This window comes from Nocardioides dokdonensis FR1436, assembly GCF_001653335.1.
GTDB classification, from domain to species: Bacteria; Actinomycetota; Actinomycetes; order Propionibacteriales; family Nocardioidaceae; genus Nocardioides; species Nocardioides dokdonensis.
On sequence record NZ_CP015079.1, the window covers coordinates 3,025,994 to 3,041,350 of the forward strand.

The following is a 15,357-nucleotide window of genomic DNA, read 5'->3' on the forward strand; positions in this document are numbered from 1 at the left end:
GGCGGAGCTGAGGGTCACGTGCACGGTGGCGCGGGCGACGACGAGGACTTCGCGGCGTACGTCGCTGCGAGACGCGCCGCTCACGTGCGGGCCGTCGTGGCGCTCGGATCACCGCCGGGTCACGCCACCGCGCTGACCGACCGGGCCCTGGCCCGGGCCCGCGCCGAGTGGCGCGTCCTGCGCGAGAGCGCCGACCCCGGGGTCGAGGTGTGGCGCCTGCTGCTCGAGGTGCGGGCCGAGGACACGACGCGCTGGTGGCACAGCGAGCCGGCGACACCGGCCCCGGGGCTCGACCGGCTCACGCCGGTGCGGCGCACGTGCCTGGTGCTGGCAGCGGTGGCCGGTCTCGACGACGCCGCCCTGGTCGAGCTGACCGGCGAGTGGCCCCGACCTGGCGACCCCCGCACTGAGGACCTCTCCCAGGAGGCCCGCGACCTGGCGGCCGGCGTCGAGGTCACACCGCGAGCGGCCGGTGCGGTGGCCGCGGTCCCGCGCGGGCGGCGGGTGCCGCGCCGTGTGCTCGTCGGCGGCGTCCTGCTCGCGGTCGTCGTCGGGCTGGGCACCTGGCAGGCAGCCGGCCCCGGGGGTCCCGACCCGGACGCGGGCGGGCTCGGCCCGGTGCCGGTGCGTGCCGTGCGCAACTCGGTCCCCACGGCGTGGGCCGCCGCGGGCGAGCTGGTCGTCGACGACAGCGCGCTGACGCTGCCCGGTGTACGACGCCTGGTCCGCGTCCGGGGCGCCGTGGTCTACAGCGACGGCTCGGGCCGGGTCGTGCGCACCGACGCCACGGGGGAGCGGCTGCAGCTGGGCACCTCGGCGCCGGGTGCGGCGCTGGTCGTCGAGCGGGAGCGGGCCTGGGTGGCCTGGACGGACGTCGCGGGCACGGAGCTGGTCGTCGCGGACGTCCGCACGGGCGAGGAGCTGGCCCGGCACGGCCTCGACCCGGGGCCGCCCGCCCCGGGCCCGCTGAACCTCGAGGGCCCCACCCTCTACTACGTCGACGGGTCCGGTTCGCACACCTGGGACCCCCTGGCCGACCCCGACGGACAGGCGGGCGACCCACCCGAGGGGCCGGGACCGGCCGGCCTCCTCGACGTGGACGGTCTCACGACGGTCGTGCAGGTGGGTGAGCGGCGGATCCGGTTCGACGGGCCGTTCGCCCCGGCGCGCACGCGCCGCGGCGTCGGCGCCCAGCTCTCGCCCGGGGGCGGCTACGTCCTGACCCGCACCGGCCCGGACCCCCGGGCGCCGGTCCGTGTCTACGAGACCGCCAGTGGCCGCAGCCGCCGCACCGGCATCGGTGCCGAGGAGATCGCCCTCGACGCCGTCTTCAGCACGACCGGGGCCATCACCTACGTCGTCGGCGACGCCGACCAGGTGGCCGCCGCGGGCGAGTTCCGCCGGCTGTCGGGAGCCCGGGGGTGGTTGTTGCGGACCTGTTTCATCCGCTCCGGCACCTGCGTCGACCACCTGCGCGTCTCGAGCGCCGACGGCGAACCGGTCCTGGCCCGGTGACCGCAGCCGCCTACGCTGGGGGCGTGCGGATGAGCCAGGTCGACGTGTTCAGCACCGAGCCGCTGCTCGGCAACCCGGTCGCGGTCGTCCACGACGCCGACGACCTCACCGACGAGCAGATGGCGGCGTTCGCGCGCTGGACCAACCTGTCGGAGACGACGTTCCTCCTGCGGCCCACCGTGGAGGGCGCCGACTACCGGCTGAGGATCTTCACCCCCGGCGAGGAACTGCCGTTCGCGGGGCACCCCACGCTCGGGTCGGCGCACGCCTGGCTCGAGGCCGGCGGGCGGCCGCAGGCTGACGACGTCGTGCAGGAGTGCGGAGCCGGTCTGGTCACGGTGCGCCGCTCCGGCGAGCGCCTGGCCTTCCGGGCGCCGCCGCTGGTGCGCGCCGGCCCGGTCGGGGAGGTTGACCTCGGGCGGGTGCGCCGTGCCCTGGGACTGGGCGTCGAGGACGTGCTGGCCTCCGCCTGGGTCGACAACGGCCCCGGGTGGGTCGCGGTGCTGCTCCGCGACGCCGACGCGGTGCTCGCCCTGGCCCCGGACTGGTCGGCGTTCGACGACCTCGAGATCGGTGCCGTCGGCGCCCACCCGGCGGGCGGCGAGGCGGCCCTGGAGGTGCGGGCGTTCTGCCCCGGCATCGGGGTCGCCGAGGACCCGGTCACCGGCAGCCTGAACGCCGGGATCGCCCAGTGGCTGCTCGGCGAGCGCGTGCTCGGCGACGCGCTGGCAGCGTCGTACGTCGCCGCGCAGGGCACCGCGCTCGGCCGGCGCGGGCGCGTGCACGTGGAGCGCGTGGGCCACGGCGCCGAGGCCGAGGTCTGGGTCGGTGGCGCGACCCGCACCACCATCGCCGGCGAGCTCGACCTGCGGGGCTAGGGTCGTCCCCGTGCAGGCCTACCTCGACCTCGTCCGACGCATCCTCGACGAGGGCGTCGAGAAGTCCGACCGTACCGGCACGGGGACGCTCAGCGTCTTCGGCCACCAGATGCGCTTCGACCTGCGTGAGGGCTTCCCGCTGGTGACCACCAAGAAGGTGCACACCCGCTCGGTCTTCGGCGAGCTGCTGTGGTTCCTGCGCGGCGACACCAACGTCGCGTGGCTGCAGGAGCGCGGCATCAGCATCTGGGACGAGTGGGCCGACGAGCACGGCGACCTCGGCCCGGTCTACGGTCACCAGTGGCGCTCCTGGCCCACCCCCGACGGGCGCCACGTCGATCAGCTGGCGCAGGTCGTGGAGCAGATCCGCACCAACCCCGACTCGCGGCGCCACATCGTCTCGGCCTGGAACGTCGCCGACGTCGACGACATGGCGCTGCCGCCGTGCCACACGCTCTTCCAGTTCTACGTCGCCCCGTCCCCCGACGGCGGCCCGGGCCGGCTGTCGTGCCAGCTCTACCAGCGCTCGGCCGACACCTTCCTCGGCGTGCCGTTCAACATCGCCTCCTACGCGCTGCTGACCCACATGGTCGCTCAGGTGACCGGTCTCGAGGTCGGCGACTTCGTGCACACGCTGGGCGACGCGCACCTCTACACCAACCACCTCGAGCAGGCCCGCCTCCAGCTGACCCGGGAGCCCCGGCCGCTGCCGACGCTGCACCTCGACCCCTCGGTCACCGAGATCGACGCCTTCGAGCTCGACCACCTGCGCCTCGAGGGCTACGACCCGCACCCGGGGATCAAGGCGCCGATCGCGGTATGACTGCTGAGCACTCCGCGGGCCGGCGGGTCGTGCTGGTCGCGGCGTACGGCCGCAACCGCGTGATCGGTGCCGACGGCGAGATCCCCTGGCACCTGCCCGAGGACTTCGCGCACTTCAAGCGCGAGACGCTCGGCCACGTCCTGGTGATGGGCCGGCGCACCTGGGACTCGATCGGGCGCCCGCTGCCGGGGCGCAGCACCGTGGTGCTGACCCGCGACCCGGCCTTCGATCCCGGCTTCGAGGGCGTGCACGTGGTGCGCGGCCTCGAGGAGGCCCTGGAGGTCGCCGCCGAGCTGCCCGGCGACGTCGTGGTCGCCGGGGGAGGGGAGGTCTACCGCCTCGCCCTGCCGCTCGCCACGCACCAGGTGCTGACCGAGGTCGACCTCGAGCCCGCGGGAGACGCGACGTACCCCGACTTCCCGCTCGAGGAGTGGGCCGAGACCCGCCGCGAGCACCGCCCCGACCTGGGTCTGGACTGGGTCTGGTGGGAGCGCCGGGTGGCTGCGTCGTGAGGGTCCCGTGATCGTTGTCGCCGCCGTCGCCTTCGTGCGTGACGGCCGGGTGCTCACGGTGCGCAAGCGGGGCACCACCCGGTTCATGCTGGTCGGCGGCAAGCTCGACCCCGGCGAGTCGGCGTACGACGCCGCGGTGCGCGAGACCCGCGAGGAGGTCGGCCTCGACGTGGGTGCACCCGGCGCGCTCGAGCCGCTGGGCGTCTACCTCGCCCCGGCCGCCAACGAGCCCGGGCGAGAGCTGCACTCCACCGTCTTCACCGCCCCGCTGCCGGCCGAGCCGCACGCCGCCGCCGAGATCGCCGAGCTGCGCTGGATGTCGCTCGACGGCGACGGCCACCTCGACCTGGCCCCGATGCTCGAGCACCACGTCCTCCCGGCGCTGCGGGCCCGCCACCAGGTGCGCTGAGCCCGCCCCCGTCCGGGTCGCCCTCTCCATTCGTCGATCGGTCGATCAATGCGGCGCCTCGTTGATCGACCGATCGACGATCGTGGAGTGCCGGTGCCGGTGCCGGTGCCGGTGCCGGTGCGGGTGCGGGTGCCGGGGAGGCTCTGTCACCTGACGTCGGGCGAGCAGGCACGCGAGACACCGCGCCGGAGCCAGCGGTCAAGCTCCTCGTCGGTGGCGACGGCAGCGATCGACACCACCAACCAGCCGCGCATCTGCCTCCCGTGCATCTCCATCGGCCGCACCCCTGGCTCGTCGAGCCACGCGTCGGCCTCGCCCGGGTCCACGCGCACCATCAGGTCCCCGCCGCTGGCCACGGCCACCGCCATGTGCCCGCCGACCATGAAGCCGAGCCCGCCGAACATCTTCTGCGACCGCACGTCCGGCAGGTCCCCGAGCAGCTCGGCTACCCGAGCTGCGAGCACCTCGTCGTAGGCCATGGACCTCAGTACAGCACCACCTGGCAGGCTGGTGCCATGGAGCTGCGCATCTTCACCGAACCCCAGCAGGGCGCCACCTACGACGACCTGCTGCGGGTGGCCCTGGAGGCCGAACGACTGGGTTTCGGGGCGTTCTTCCGCTCCGACCACTACCTCGGCATGGGCACCGAGGGACTGCCCGGACCCACGGACGCGTGGGTGAGCCTGGCCGGGCTGGCGCGTGAGACGAGCACCATCCGCCTCGGCACGATGATGACCAGCGCCACCTTCCGCCACCCCGGTCCGCTGGCGATCTCGGTCGCGAACGTGGACCAGATGAGCGGCGGGCGGATCGAGCTCGGCCTGGGTGCGGGCTGGTTCGAGGCCGAGCACCAGAAGTACGCCATCCCGTTCCCGCCGGTGGGGGAGCGCTTCGACCGCTTCGAGGAGCAGCTCGCGATCGTCACCGGGCTGTGGGCCACCGAGGGCGGCTTCACCTACGAGGGCACCCACCACTCGGTCATCGACTCGCCGGGTCTGCCCAAGCCGGTGCAGCGCGACGGGCGCGCCGGTGGCCCGCCGGTGCTGATCGGGGGCGGCGGGAAGAAGCGCACCCCGGCCCTCGCGGCGGCGTACGCCGACGAGTTCAATCTGCCGTTCATGTCCTTCGAGGACGGCCTGGTGCAGAACGACCGGGTCCGGGCAGCCTGCGAGGCGATCGACCGCGACCCGGCCTCGCTGATCTTCTCCAGCGCCCTGGTGCTGTGCGTCGGCGAGACCGACGCCGACGTCGTGCGCCGCGCCGAGGCGATCGGCCGCGACGCCGACGAGCTGCGCCGGAACGGCCTGGCCGGCACCGTGGCAGAGGTCCTCGAGAAGATCGGTCGCTACGCCGAGTCCGGTCAGAGCCGTCTCTACCTGCAGACGCTCGACCTCTCCGACCTCGACCACCTGCGCCTGGTGGCCGAGGAGGTCATGCCCCACCTGTGAGCCGAGGCGCGAGCGCACCTCGACCAGCGATAGCCTGACCCCATGCAGTCGACCCCCGCGCCCTTCGGACGCGTGCTCACCGCGATGGCCACCGCATTCCACGACGACGGGTCGGTGGACCTCGACTCGACCGCCCGGATCGCGGCCTACCTGGTCGACCACGGCCACGACGGCGTCGTCGTCTCCGGCACGACCGGCGAGGCGCCGACCACCACCGTGGCCGAGGACGGGGAGATCCTGGCCGCGGTCAAGGACGCCGTGGGCGCCCGCGCCACCGTCATCGCCGGCGTCGGCACCAACTCCACGTCGCACTCGGTCGAGCTGGCCCGCCAGGCCGAGAAGCTCGGCGCCGACGGGATCCTGCTGGTCACGCCGTACTACAACAAGCCCGGCCAGGCCGGCGTGCTGCACCACTTCCGCAGCGTGGTCGAGTCCGCCGACCTGCCCGTCATGCTCTACGACGTCCCCGGACGCACCGGCACCACGATCGCGATGGACACCTTCGAGCAGGCCTTCGCCTGGGACCGTGTCGTCGCGGTCAAGGACGCCACCGGCGACCTCGTGCGCGCGGTGCGCCTGAGCCAGATGGGCTACGCCGTCTACTCCGGCGACGACGAGGCGAACCTGGGCTACCTGGCGCACGGCGCCGTCGGCGTCGTCAGCGTCGTGGGCCACGTCGCCGGGCGCGAGCTGCGCGCCCTGGTCGACGCGTACGCCGCCGGCGACCACGCCGGCGCCCTCCAGATCTTCACGCGGCTGCTCCCCGCGATCGACGCCGTGATGGGCGTCGACAACTACGGAGCCACCACCGCCAAGGCTGCGCTGCAGCTGCTGGGTGTGCTCGACAACCGCAACGTCCGCAGCCCGCTGGTGGCGCTGGACGAGGCCGAGGTGGACGCGCTGCGCGTCGGGCTCGACGCGGCTGGGCTCCTGGCGACCAGTGCGTCCGAGGCCTGACCCACAGATCGGACCTGCATGTCTCATCCCCACCCCGAGCTCTCCGCTCCGCCGGCCCTGGCCGACCACGGACTGAGGGTCACGGCGTTCGGTGGTCTCGGCGAGATCGGTCGCAACATGACCGCCTTCGAGCACCAGGGACGCCTGCTCATCGTCGACTGCGGCGTGCTGTTCCCCGAGGACCACCAGCCCGGCGTCGACCTCGTCCTCCCGGACTGGTCCTCGATCAGCGACCGGCTCGACACCGTCGAGGCGCTGGTGCTGACCCACGGTCACGAGGACCACATCGGGGCCACGCCCTACCTGTTGCGCGAGCGCGGCGACATCCCGCTCGTGGGCTCCGAGCTGACGTTGGCCCTGCTCGGCTCGAAGCTGCGCGAGCACCGGCTGCGCGAGACGGTGCACCACGTGGTCAAGGAGGGCGACCGGATGAGCTTCGGGCCCTTCGAGCTCGAGTTCGTCGCGGTCAACCACTCGATCCCCGACGCCCTGGCGGTCGCGATCCGCACCAGCGCCGGCACCGTGCTGCACACCGGCGACTTCAAGATGGACCAGCTGCCCCTCGACGGACGGATCACGGACCTGCGGGCCTTCGCCCGGCTGGGGGAGGAGGGGGTCGACCTCTTCCTGACAGACTCCACCAACGCCGAGACGCCCGGGTTCACCCCGACCGAGAAGGCGATCACCCCGGTCATCGACCAGGTCTTCCGGGAGTCGAAGCAGCGCATCATCGTCGCCTGCTTCGCCTCCCACATCCACCGCGTCCAGCAGGTCCTCGACGCGGCGTACGCCCACGAGCGCCAGGTGGCCTGGGTGGGGCGCTCCATGGTGCGCAACATGGGCATCGCCCGCGACCTGGGCTACCTCCGGGTGCCGCCGAACACGGTGGTCGAGGCCAAGCAGCTCGCCGACCTGCCCGCCGAGCGCCAGGTCCTCATCTCGACCGGCTCGCAGGGCGAGCCGATGAGTGCGCTGAGCCGGATCGCCCAGCGCAACCACCACTTCGTGCACATCGAGGAGGGCGATACCGTCCTGCTCGCCTCGAGCCTGATCCCCGGCAACGAGAACGCCGTCTACCGCGTCATCAACGGCCTGTCGCGCTGGGGCGCCCGGGTGGTGCACAAGGGCAACGCGATGGTCCACGTCAGCGGGCACGCCAGCGCCGGCGAGCTCCTGTACTGCTACAACATCGTGAAGCCGCGCAACGTGCTGCCGGTGCACGGCGAGATCCGGCACATGCTCGCCAACGCCGAGCTGGCCCGGATGACCGGCGTCGAGAACGTCGTCGTCGCCCAGGACGGCATGGTCGTCGACCTCGTCGACGGGGTGGCCGAGATCGTGGGCAAGGTCGACTGCGGCTACGTCTACGTCGACGGCTCCTCGGTCGGCGACGTCACCGAGTCCGACCTCAAGGACCGCCGGATCCTCGGCGAGGAGGGGTTCGTCTCGGTGATCGTGGTGCTGGACTCCGTGACCGGCAAGGTCGCCAGCGGGCCCGAGATCCACGCCCGCGGCAACGCCATCGACGCCGCAAGCCTCCAGGAGGTCAAGCCGGCCATCATCGAGGCCCTCGACCGGGCCGTGGCCGAGGGGAACACCGACACCTACGCCCTGCAGCAGACGGTGCGCCGGGTCGTGGGCCGCTGGGTCTCCAGCACCCACCGCCGCCGCCCGATGATCATCCCGGTCGTCCTCGAGTCCTGACCCCCACGGACGAGCGGTCACTTTTGCACCACCCACCGGTCACTTTCGCACCGTGGACCGGCCCGGCCGGGTGCACAAGTGACTGCTCGGTGGTGCGAAAGTGACCGCTCGTGCGAAACCCTCAAGCGACACGTGAGGGTGGTGCGGGTGTTAATCCCTGGGACGGGTGAGGCGTTCACCTAGGGTGTGGACCATGGCGACCCGTACGTCTTCCCCGCCGGGGTCGCGGAGCACGAGCACGTCCACGACCGGTTCCTCGAGCCGGTCCGGAAGCTCAGGCACCCGATCCCGGAGTACATCCACCACCAGCGCTGCGCGCGCGACCTCGACCGGCAAGCGCCCGTCGAGCTCCAAGCGCGCCACCCCGACGAAGAGGAGCAGCACCGCGAAGCGGCCGGCTCCGCGCGCCGTGCGCAGCGGTCCCGGCCCGGTGCTGCTGACCCTGGGCGCGCTCGCCCGGGGTGCGGTCGCGCTCTGGCTGGCCTTCGCCCACGGCGTCGGCGCGCTGGCGCGCGGCATCGGGCGCGGTGCCCGTGACCTCGACCCCGAGCACCGCCGCGACGGGGTCGGCCTGCTGCTGCTGGGCCTCGCGGTCGTGAGCGCCGGTGCGGTCTGGTTCCAGATCCAGAGCCCGGTCACCGACCCGGTGCGCGTCGCCGTCGCCGGATCGGTCGGCAAGCTCGGCTGGTTCGTCCCGATGGCCCTGGTCTGGGTGGGCTGGCGCACCATGCGCGACCCGGTCAGCAACGGACCGGCCGGGCGCCAGGTGATCGGCTGGACCGCGCTCGCGTTCGGCCTGCTCGGCATCGTGCACATCGCCAACGGCAGCCCGCAGCCGGTCGCCGGCGACGCCACCCCGCTGCAGTCCGGCGGGGGAGCCGTCGGGTACGTCGTCTCCTCGCTGCTGCTCGACCTGCTCCGCTCGCCGTACGTCGTCGTCCCGCTGCTGCTGATGCTGGTCGTCTTCGGCGTCCTGGTCGTGACCGCTACGCCGGTCTACCAGGTGCCCCAGCGGCTCGCCGACCTGCGCGACCAGGCCCTGGGTCGCCACCTCGACGACGAGGACGGCGCCTCGCCCCGTGGGCGCGGACGCCGGGCCTCCGGCGACATCGACCCCGACATGGGCGACCCCGCCTACGACACCCCGGTGCTCAGCGACCGGGAGCTCGACAAGCGCAAGCGCAAGCGTGAGCGCGACGCCCTCGACGTGGCGCTCGACGAGGACCTCACCGTCGAGCAGCAGGCCGCCCGCGGCCAGCGCGAGGACAGCAGCGTGGGCGTCGACATCTTCGCCCCCGCCGCCGCGGCCGCGGTCCCTGGCGGCGCCGACAAGCCCGGCAGGGCAGCGAAGGCCGGCAAGCCGGAGATCGCGACCGCGGAGGCCACCGAGGACCTCGAGCCGCCGCCGCACACCCCGCTGCCCCCGCGCGTCGAGCAGCTCTCGCTGTCCGGCGACATCGCCTACTCGCTACCGGCCAACGAGGTCCTCAAGCCCGGTTCGGTGCACAAGGCCCGCTCGCAGGCCAGCGACGACGTGGTCGCGCGCCTGACGAACGTGCTGGACGAGTTCGGCATCGACGCCCAGGTCACCGGCTACACCCGCGGCCCGACCGTGACCCGCTACGAGGTCGAGCTCGGCGCCGGCATCAAGGTCGAGAAGGTCACCGCGCTGAGCAAGAACATCGCCTACGCCGTGGCCTCGGCCGACGTGCGGATCCTCAGCCCGATCCCCGGCAAGTCCGCGATCGGCATCGAGATCCCCAACGTCGACAAGGAGATCGTCAGCCTCGGCGACGTGCTCCGCTCGGGTGCGGCCCGCAACAACCACCACCCGATGGTCGCGGGGCTCGGCAAGGACGTCGAGGGCGGCTTCGTGGTCGCGAACCTCGCGAAGATGCCGCACCTGCTCGTGGCCGGCGCGACCGGATCGGGCAAGTCGAGCTTCATCAACTCGATGATCACCTCGATCCTGATGCGCTCCACGCCCGACGAGGTCCGGATGATCATGGTCGACCCCAAGCGGGTCGAGCTGAACGCCTACGAGGGCGTCCCGCACCTGATCACCCCGATCATCACCAACCCCAAGAAGGCCGCCGAGGCGCTGGCCTGGGTCGTGCGCGAGATGGACATGCGCTACGACGACCTGGCCAACTTCGGCTTCCGCCACATCGACGACTTCAACAAGGCCGTGCGTGCCGGGGAGGTGGAGGTGCCGGCGGGCAGCGAGCGCGAGCTCGCGCCGTACCCCTACCTGCTGGTCATCGTCGACGAGCTCGCCGACCTGATGATGGTCGCCCCGCGTGACGTCGAGGACGCGATCGTGCGGATCACCCAGCTGGCCCGTGCGGCCGGCATCCACCTGGTGCTGGCCACCCAGCGCCCCAGCGTCGACGTCGTCACCGGTCTGATCAAGGCCAACGTGCCGAGCCGGCTCGCCTTCGCCACCTCCAGCCTCTCCGACAGCCGGGTCATCCTCGACCAGCCGGGTGCGGAGAAGCTGGTCGGCCAGGGCGACGGGCTCTTCCTGCCGATGGGCTCGTCGAAGGCCGTGCGGGTGCAGGGCTCGTGGGTCACCGAGGCGGAGATCGCCCAGGTCGTCGCGCACTGCAAGACCCAGCTCGAGCCGACCTACCGCGAGGACGTCACCGCCCCGGCGGCCGCCAAGCGCGACATCGACGACGACATCGGCGACGACATGGACCTGGTCATCCAGGCCATCGAGCTCGTCTGCTCCACCCAGTTCGGTTCCACCTCGATGCTGCAGCGCAAGCTCCGCGTGGGCTTCGCCAAGGCCGGCCGTCTCATGGACATCATGGAGTCCCGGGGCGTGGTCGGTCCCTCCGAGGGTTCGAAGGCACGAGACGTGCTCGTCAAGCCCGATGAAATCGATGGCCTGATCGCCACCCTGCAGGGGGAGATGTGAGCGAGACCCAGATGGACCAGACCCAGCCCGAGACCCAGCCCGAGACCGGGGGCGAGAACCAGACCGAGCACCGTGTCGTCGAGGTGCGTCGCGACGTGCGCGTCGCCGGTGCGCTCGGCGTCGTGGCCGCGCTGGTGGCCGCGGCGTACGTCGCACGCGTCGCCGGTGGCGGGAGCGCGCTGGACTGGGCGCTGCTGACGCTGGTGGGTGCCATCGCCGTGGTGCACCTGGCGACGCTGGCCGACAGCCGTGCGCCGCTGTTCGTGGCCGACGAGCAGGGTGTCCGGCTGCGGCGCGGCCGGACCTGGCACGGGCTGCCGTGGTCCGACATCGACGCCGTCGAGGTGCTCGCCCGCCGGCGCTGGTGGCGCGACGGCTCCGTCGACGTGCTGTCCGGTGAGGACGAGCCGCGCAGCGTCGCCCTGGCCCTCGCGACCACCGTGACCGGCGTCCCCGAGGGCAGCGACCTGGTCGCCGCGCTCGACGAGCTGGCCGGGGGAGCGACCGAGGTCGCCGAGATCCAGGGCTACGAGTACGTCGACGAGCACGAGTGGGCGGCGACGCGCACCGACGACGAGCCGGAGCTCCCCACCGGAGCGACCGACCAGCCCAACGAGGACGAGGACGAGGACGAGGCCGAGATCGACATCGAGGACGAGTCCGGGAACGACGAGCCCACCGGGGTCGAGGAGGCTGCGCGGCACCGCCTGCCCGACCCGCGCCCGCTGCTGGCCCACGCCATCGGTCGGGTCGCCTCCGGGCTGCCGGAGCGGTTCCGGCCGGCGGCGACGGACGCACCGGTGGTCGAGCCCGCGGCGGCCCACGCCAGCGCGACCCCGGCGCCGACGCGGGACCCGGTCACCGCGGTGCGCGCCGAGATCCGCAGCGACGTCACGATCGGGCGCGGCGACGACTTCCAGACCCAGGTCTTCGGGTCGAACGCGCTGCGCCTCGACCACGCCGAGGGGGACGACGACACGGCCGTGCGGTTGCCCGAGGGGCGCGAGCTGCGCCGTCCCGGCAGCGTCTCGCTGGTCGAGGACACCGTCGTGTGGGGGGACCGCGACGGTCGGGTCCGCCCGATCGCGACCGAGGGCTCCCCGGTCGAGCCGATCGTCATCGACGACCTCGGCGAGCCGGCGCCCGACCCCGTGGTCGGCCCCGAGCTGGCCGCCGCCCGCACCCGCCTGGGGCTCACCGTCGACCAGCTGGCCGACCGCACCCGCATCCGCCCGCACGTCATCGAGTCCATCGAGGTCGACGACTTCGCACCCTGCGGTGGCGACTTCTACGCCCGCGGCCACCTGCGCACCCTTGCGCGGGTGCTGGGCACCGACGCCACCCCGCTGCTCGCGCACTACGACGAGCGGTACGCCGACGCCCCGATCAACCCGCGGCGCGTCTTCGAGGCCGAGCTCGGCTCGGGCGGCGCGATCCGCGCGACCCGTGGCGGGCCGAACTGGTCGGTGCTGATCGCCGCGGTGATGGCGCTGGTGCTGGCCTGGTCGGTCGCGCGCCTGATCACCGACAGCCCCGTCGAGCTGCGCGACCCGGTGCCGCAGCTGTCCACGGCCGGCGCCACCAGTGCCGGCGCGCCGGTGCCGGTGGTGCTCAACGCCGCCGGTGGGGGCGCGGAGGTCGTGGTGCGCGACGGCGCCAACGAGCTGGTCTATAAGGGCTCGCTGTCCTTCGGAGAGGTCAAGGTGCTCCCCAAGGTCTCGCAGCCCGTGCGCGTGCAGTCCAGCGACGGCTCGCTGGAGATCACCGTGGACGGGGTCGAGCAGGGAGCGCTGGGCAGTACCGGCCAGGAGGCCCAGAACACCTTCGTCGCCCGCGACTGACCCACGACCGCACGGCCGCCCGCACGGGCGGCCGTGCGCTGGGTCACCCGAGCCCGTCCCCGCGGCCCCGCGGGTTCGCGTCGGTGCGCGCCCGGCGGCCATACTCGAGGACAGCCATGACTACCCAGACCCCCACCCCGGACCAGTCCACCGCCCCCGACCTGTTGTCGGTGGCGATGGTGACCCTCGGCTGCGCGCGCAACGAGGTGGACTCCGAGGAGCTCGCGGGCCGCCTCGAGGCCGGCGGCTTCCGCCTGGTCGAGGACGCCTCCGAGGCCGACACGGTCGTGGTGAACACCTGCGGCTTCGTCGAGGCCGCCAAGAAGGACTCGGTCGACACCCTGCTCCAGGCGGCCGACCTCAAGGTCGAGCACGGCGGACGCGCCCAGGCCGTCGTGGCCGTGGGCTGCCTGGCCGAGCGCTACGGCAAGGACCTCGCCGAGTCGCTGCCCGAGGCCGACGCGGTCCTCGGCTTCGACGACTACCCCGACATCGCGGCGCGGCTGCGCTCGATCGTCGCGGGGGAGACCCACCAGGCCCACACGCCCCAGGACCGTCGCCGGCTGTTGCCGATCAGCCCGGTCGACCGCGCCGACACCGAGTTGGCCGTGCCGGGCCACGGCGACGTCACCACGGTCGGCCAGGGCGGGCCCGCCACCGGCCCCCGCGCCGTACGCCGCCGCCTCGACTCCGGACCGATGGCCCCGCTCAAGCTCGCCTCGGGCTGTGACCGGCGCTGCTCGTTCTGTGCCATCCCCGCCTTCCGCGGCTCGTTCGTGTCGCGTCGCCCCGCCGACGTGCTCACCGAGGCCCGCTGGCTGGCCACCCAGGGCGTGCGCGAGCTCTTCCTGGTCTCCGAGAACTCGACCTCCTACGGCAAGGACCTCGGCGACCTGCGCCTGCTCGAGACCCTGCTGCCCGAGCTGAGCGCGATCGAGGGCGTCGACCGGGTGCGGGTCTCCTACCTGCAGCCCGCCGAGACGCGCCCGGGCCTGATCGAGGCGATCGCCACCACCCCCGGCGTGGTGCCCTACTTCGACCTGTCCTTCCAGCACGCCAGTAACGCGGTGCTGCGCCGGATGCGCCGCTTCGGCGACCCGGAGAGCTTCCTGGGTCTCCTCGAGCAGGTCCGCTCCCTCGCCCCCGAGGCGGGGGTGCGCTCCAACGTCATCGTCGGGTTCCCCGGTGAGTCCGAGGACGACCTCCAGACGCTGTGCGACTTCCTGGTGGCGGCGCGGATGGACGTCACCGGTGTCTTCGGCTACTCCGACGAGGACGGCACCGAGGCGGCCCGCCTCGACGGCAAGCTTGACGAGGACGAGGTGCGGGCCCGCACCGAGCACGTCACCGGCCTGGTCGAGCAGCTCAACGCCGAGCGCGCGGAGGAGCGCGTGGGCGAGCGGGTGCGGGTGCTGGTCGAGAGCCTCGTGGACGAGGACGGCGCCCCGATGGTCGCCGGCCGCTCCGCCCACCAGGGCCCCGAGGTCGACGGCACCACCTACCTGCCGGCCTCGGCCGGTCTGCGGATCGGGGACCTCGTCGACGCCGTGGTCACCGACACCGAGGGCGTCGACCTGTTCGCGGAGGAGAGCCGATGAGCGGGACGACCGGGGGGACCGGCCAGGAGGCCCGTCCCAGCAACTGGAACCTGCCCAACGCGCTCACCACGCTGCGCATCGTGCTGGTGCCGTTCTTCGGTGCGGCGCTGCTCATCGACGGCGGCGACTCCGCCGTCTGGCGCACCGTCGCCTACGTGATCTTCGCGGTCGCGATGATCACCGACAAGATCGACGGCGACATCGCCCGGGCCCGCAACCTGGTCACCGACTTCGGCAAGATCGCCGACCCGATCGCCGACAAGGCCATGACCGGGATGGCCCTCATCGCCCTCGCGATCATCGGCGACGTGTGGTGGTGGGTCGCGATCGTGGTGCTGGTGCGTGAATGGAGCGTGACGCTGCTGCGGCTCTCCATCGCCAAGCGGGTCGTGCTGGCCGCCAAGGACCTCGGCAAGCTCAAGACGACCGTGCAGGTGCTCTCGCTCGGCGCGCTGACCCTGCCGTTGCGCGACCCCGACCTGCCCGCGGTGCTCGACGTGCCCGGTGAGGTCCTCTTCTACGTCGCCCAGGTCCTGCTCGCCGCGGCGGTCGCGCTGACGCTGTGGTCGGGCTGGGAGTTCTTCCGCGACGTGTGGAAGCAGCGGGACTCGCTGTCCGGTCCCCGCCCCCCGCGCCCCTGACGGTCGCCCGGGCTATCACGCCGGTCGCGCGGGTATCTACGGCGGAACCTGTCGAGAGATCCACGTCACTTGTGGCAGTGGTTCACCCGATGCCGGATCGACACCGTT

General features: G+C 73.0%; 14 protein-coding genes. 12 read left to right on the top strand and 2 right to left on the bottom strand.

The annotated features are described in order from the left end of the window. The first annotated feature begins 18 nt into the window (after nt 1-18). The 5 genes from I601_RS14285 to I601_RS14305 are packed head-to-tail and all read left to right on the top strand — an operon-like array spanning nt 19 to nt 4,137. Nucleotides 19-1,515 (top strand): hypothetical protein, encoded by a 1,497-nt coding sequence (locus tag I601_RS14285; RefSeq protein ID WP_068111028.1) that lies wholly within the window; start codon nt 19-21, stop codon nt 1,513-1,515. A gap of 29 nt (nt 1,516-1,544) precedes the next feature. Then, nucleotides 1,545-2,393 carry a PhzF family phenazine biosynthesis protein gene (locus tag I601_RS14290; protein WP_068114977.1) on the top strand — a complete coding sequence of 283 codons (849 nt, stop codon included), beginning with the start codon at nt 1,545-1,547 and terminating at the stop codon, nt 2,391-2,393. A 10-nt stretch (nt 2,394-2,403) separates the two neighbouring features. Beyond that, entirely contained in the window at nt 2,404-3,216 is an 813-nt protein-coding gene (locus tag I601_RS14295; RefSeq protein WP_068111031.1) for a thymidylate synthase, read from the top strand. After that, the gene (locus tag I601_RS14300; RefSeq protein WP_068111034.1) at nt 3,213-3,728 is read left to right on the top strand and encodes a dihydrofolate reductase; all 516 of its coding nucleotides are present in this window, start codon (nt 3,213-3,215) and stop codon (nt 3,726-3,728) included. Before I601_RS14295 ends, I601_RS14300 begins: the two co-directional genes overlap by 4 nt. 7 nt (nt 3,729-3,735) lie before the next feature. Further along, nucleotides 3,736-4,137 (top strand): NUDIX hydrolase, encoded by a 402-nt coding sequence (locus I601_RS14305; protein ID WP_084527647.1) that lies wholly within the window; start codon nt 3,736-3,738, stop codon nt 4,135-4,137. 146 nt (nt 4,138-4,283) lie between these two features. On the opposite strand, the gene I601_RS14310 is transcribed toward I601_RS14305, so the two are convergent. Continuing rightward, nucleotides 4,284-4,616 carry a TfoX/Sxy family protein gene (locus I601_RS14310; RefSeq protein ID WP_068111040.1) on the bottom strand — a complete coding sequence of 111 codons (333 nt, stop codon included), beginning with the start codon at nt 4,614-4,616 and terminating at the stop codon, nt 4,284-4,286. Nucleotides 4,617-4,652: 36 nt separating this feature from the next. Here I601_RS14310 and I601_RS14315 point away from each other — a divergent pair, with 36 nt between their 5' ends. The 3 genes from I601_RS14315 to I601_RS14325 are packed head-to-tail and all read left to right on the top strand — an operon-like array spanning nt 4,653 to nt 8,246. Next, nucleotides 4,653-5,585: an LLM class F420-dependent oxidoreductase gene (locus I601_RS14315; protein ID WP_068111044.1), complete on the top strand. Its 933-nt coding sequence runs from the start codon at nt 4,653-4,655 to the stop codon at nt 5,583-5,585. Between the two features lie 42 nt (nt 5,586-5,627). After that, nucleotides 5,628-6,542 (top strand): 4-hydroxy-tetrahydrodipicolinate synthase, encoded by a 915-nt coding sequence (gene dapA / locus I601_RS14320; RefSeq protein WP_068111047.1) that lies wholly within the window; start codon nt 5,628-5,630, stop codon nt 6,540-6,542. A gap of 18 nt (nt 6,543-6,560) precedes the next feature. Next, a complete protein-coding gene (locus I601_RS14325; protein ID WP_068111050.1) occupies nt 6,561-8,246 on the top strand; it encodes a ribonuclease J in 1,686 nt (561 codons plus the stop codon). 150 nt (nt 8,247-8,396) lie between these two features. On the opposite strand, the gene I601_RS21725 is transcribed toward I601_RS14325, so the two are convergent. Then, the gene (locus I601_RS21725) at nt 8,397-8,630 is read right to left on the bottom strand and encodes a hypothetical protein (RefSeq protein ID WP_068111054.1); all 234 of its coding nucleotides are present in this window, start codon (nt 8,628-8,630) and stop codon (nt 8,397-8,399) included. A 25-nt stretch (nt 8,631-8,655) separates the two neighbouring features. Between I601_RS21725 and I601_RS14335 the strand changes: the two genes are divergently transcribed. The 4 genes from I601_RS14335 to pgsA all read left to right on the top strand — a co-directional run bounded on the left by I601_RS14335 (nt 8,656) and on the right by pgsA (nt 15,249). Continuing rightward, complete coding sequence (locus tag I601_RS14335; protein ID WP_237089418.1) at nt 8,656-11,169, top strand: DNA translocase FtsK; 2,514 nt, start codon at nt 8,656-8,658, stop codon at nt 11,167-11,169. After that, nucleotides 11,166-13,010 (top strand): helix-turn-helix domain-containing protein, encoded by a 1,845-nt coding sequence (locus tag I601_RS14340; RefSeq protein ID WP_068111056.1) that lies wholly within the window; start codon nt 11,166-11,168, stop codon nt 13,008-13,010. Before I601_RS14335 ends, I601_RS14340 begins: the two co-directional genes overlap by 4 nt. A 116-nt stretch (nt 13,011-13,126) precedes the next feature. Beyond that, complete coding sequence (rimO, locus tag I601_RS14345; RefSeq protein ID WP_068111059.1) at nt 13,127-14,608, top strand: 30S ribosomal protein S12 methylthiotransferase RimO; 1,482 nt, start codon at nt 13,127-13,129, stop codon at nt 14,606-14,608. Then, on the top strand, nt 14,605-15,249 hold the full coding sequence (gene pgsA / locus I601_RS14350; protein ID WP_068111062.1) for a CDP-diacylglycerol--glycerol-3-phosphate 3-phosphatidyltransferase: 645 nt from the start codon (nt 14,605-14,607) through the stop codon (nt 15,247-15,249). Before rimO ends, pgsA begins: the two co-directional genes overlap by 4 nt. Nucleotides 15,250-15,357 lie beyond the last annotated feature (108 nt).

What these genes read in the sequence shown, in the direction of transcription:
- I601_RS14300 (WP_068111034.1), top strand. Translation starts at nt 3,213, where the DNA reads ATGACTGCTGAGCACTCCGCGGGCCGGCGGGTCGTGCTGGTCGCGGCG.
- pgsA (WP_068111062.1), top strand. Translation starts at nt 14,605, where the DNA reads ATGAGCGGGACGACCGGGGGGACCGGCCAGGAGGCCCGTCCCAGCAAC.
- I601_RS14310 (WP_068111040.1), bottom strand. Translation starts at nt 4,616, where the DNA reads ATGGCCTACGACGAGGTGCTCGCAGCTCGGGTAGCCGAGCTGCTCGGG.
- rimO (WP_068111059.1), top strand. Translation starts at nt 13,127, where the DNA reads ATGACTACCCAGACCCCCACCCCGGACCAGTCCACCGCCCCCGACCTG.
- I601_RS14325 (WP_068111050.1), top strand. Translation starts at nt 6,561, where the DNA reads ATGTCTCATCCCCACCCCGAGCTCTCCGCTCCGCCGGCCCTGGCCGAC.
- I601_RS14290 (WP_068114977.1), top strand. Translation starts at nt 1,545, where the DNA reads ATGAGCCAGGTCGACGTGTTCAGCACCGAGCCGCTGCTCGGCAACCCG.
- I601_RS14315 (WP_068111044.1), top strand. Translation starts at nt 4,653, where the DNA reads ATGGAGCTGCGCATCTTCACCGAACCCCAGCAGGGCGCCACCTACGAC.
- dapA (WP_068111047.1), top strand. Translation starts at nt 5,628, where the DNA reads ATGCAGTCGACCCCCGCGCCCTTCGGACGCGTGCTCACCGCGATGGCC.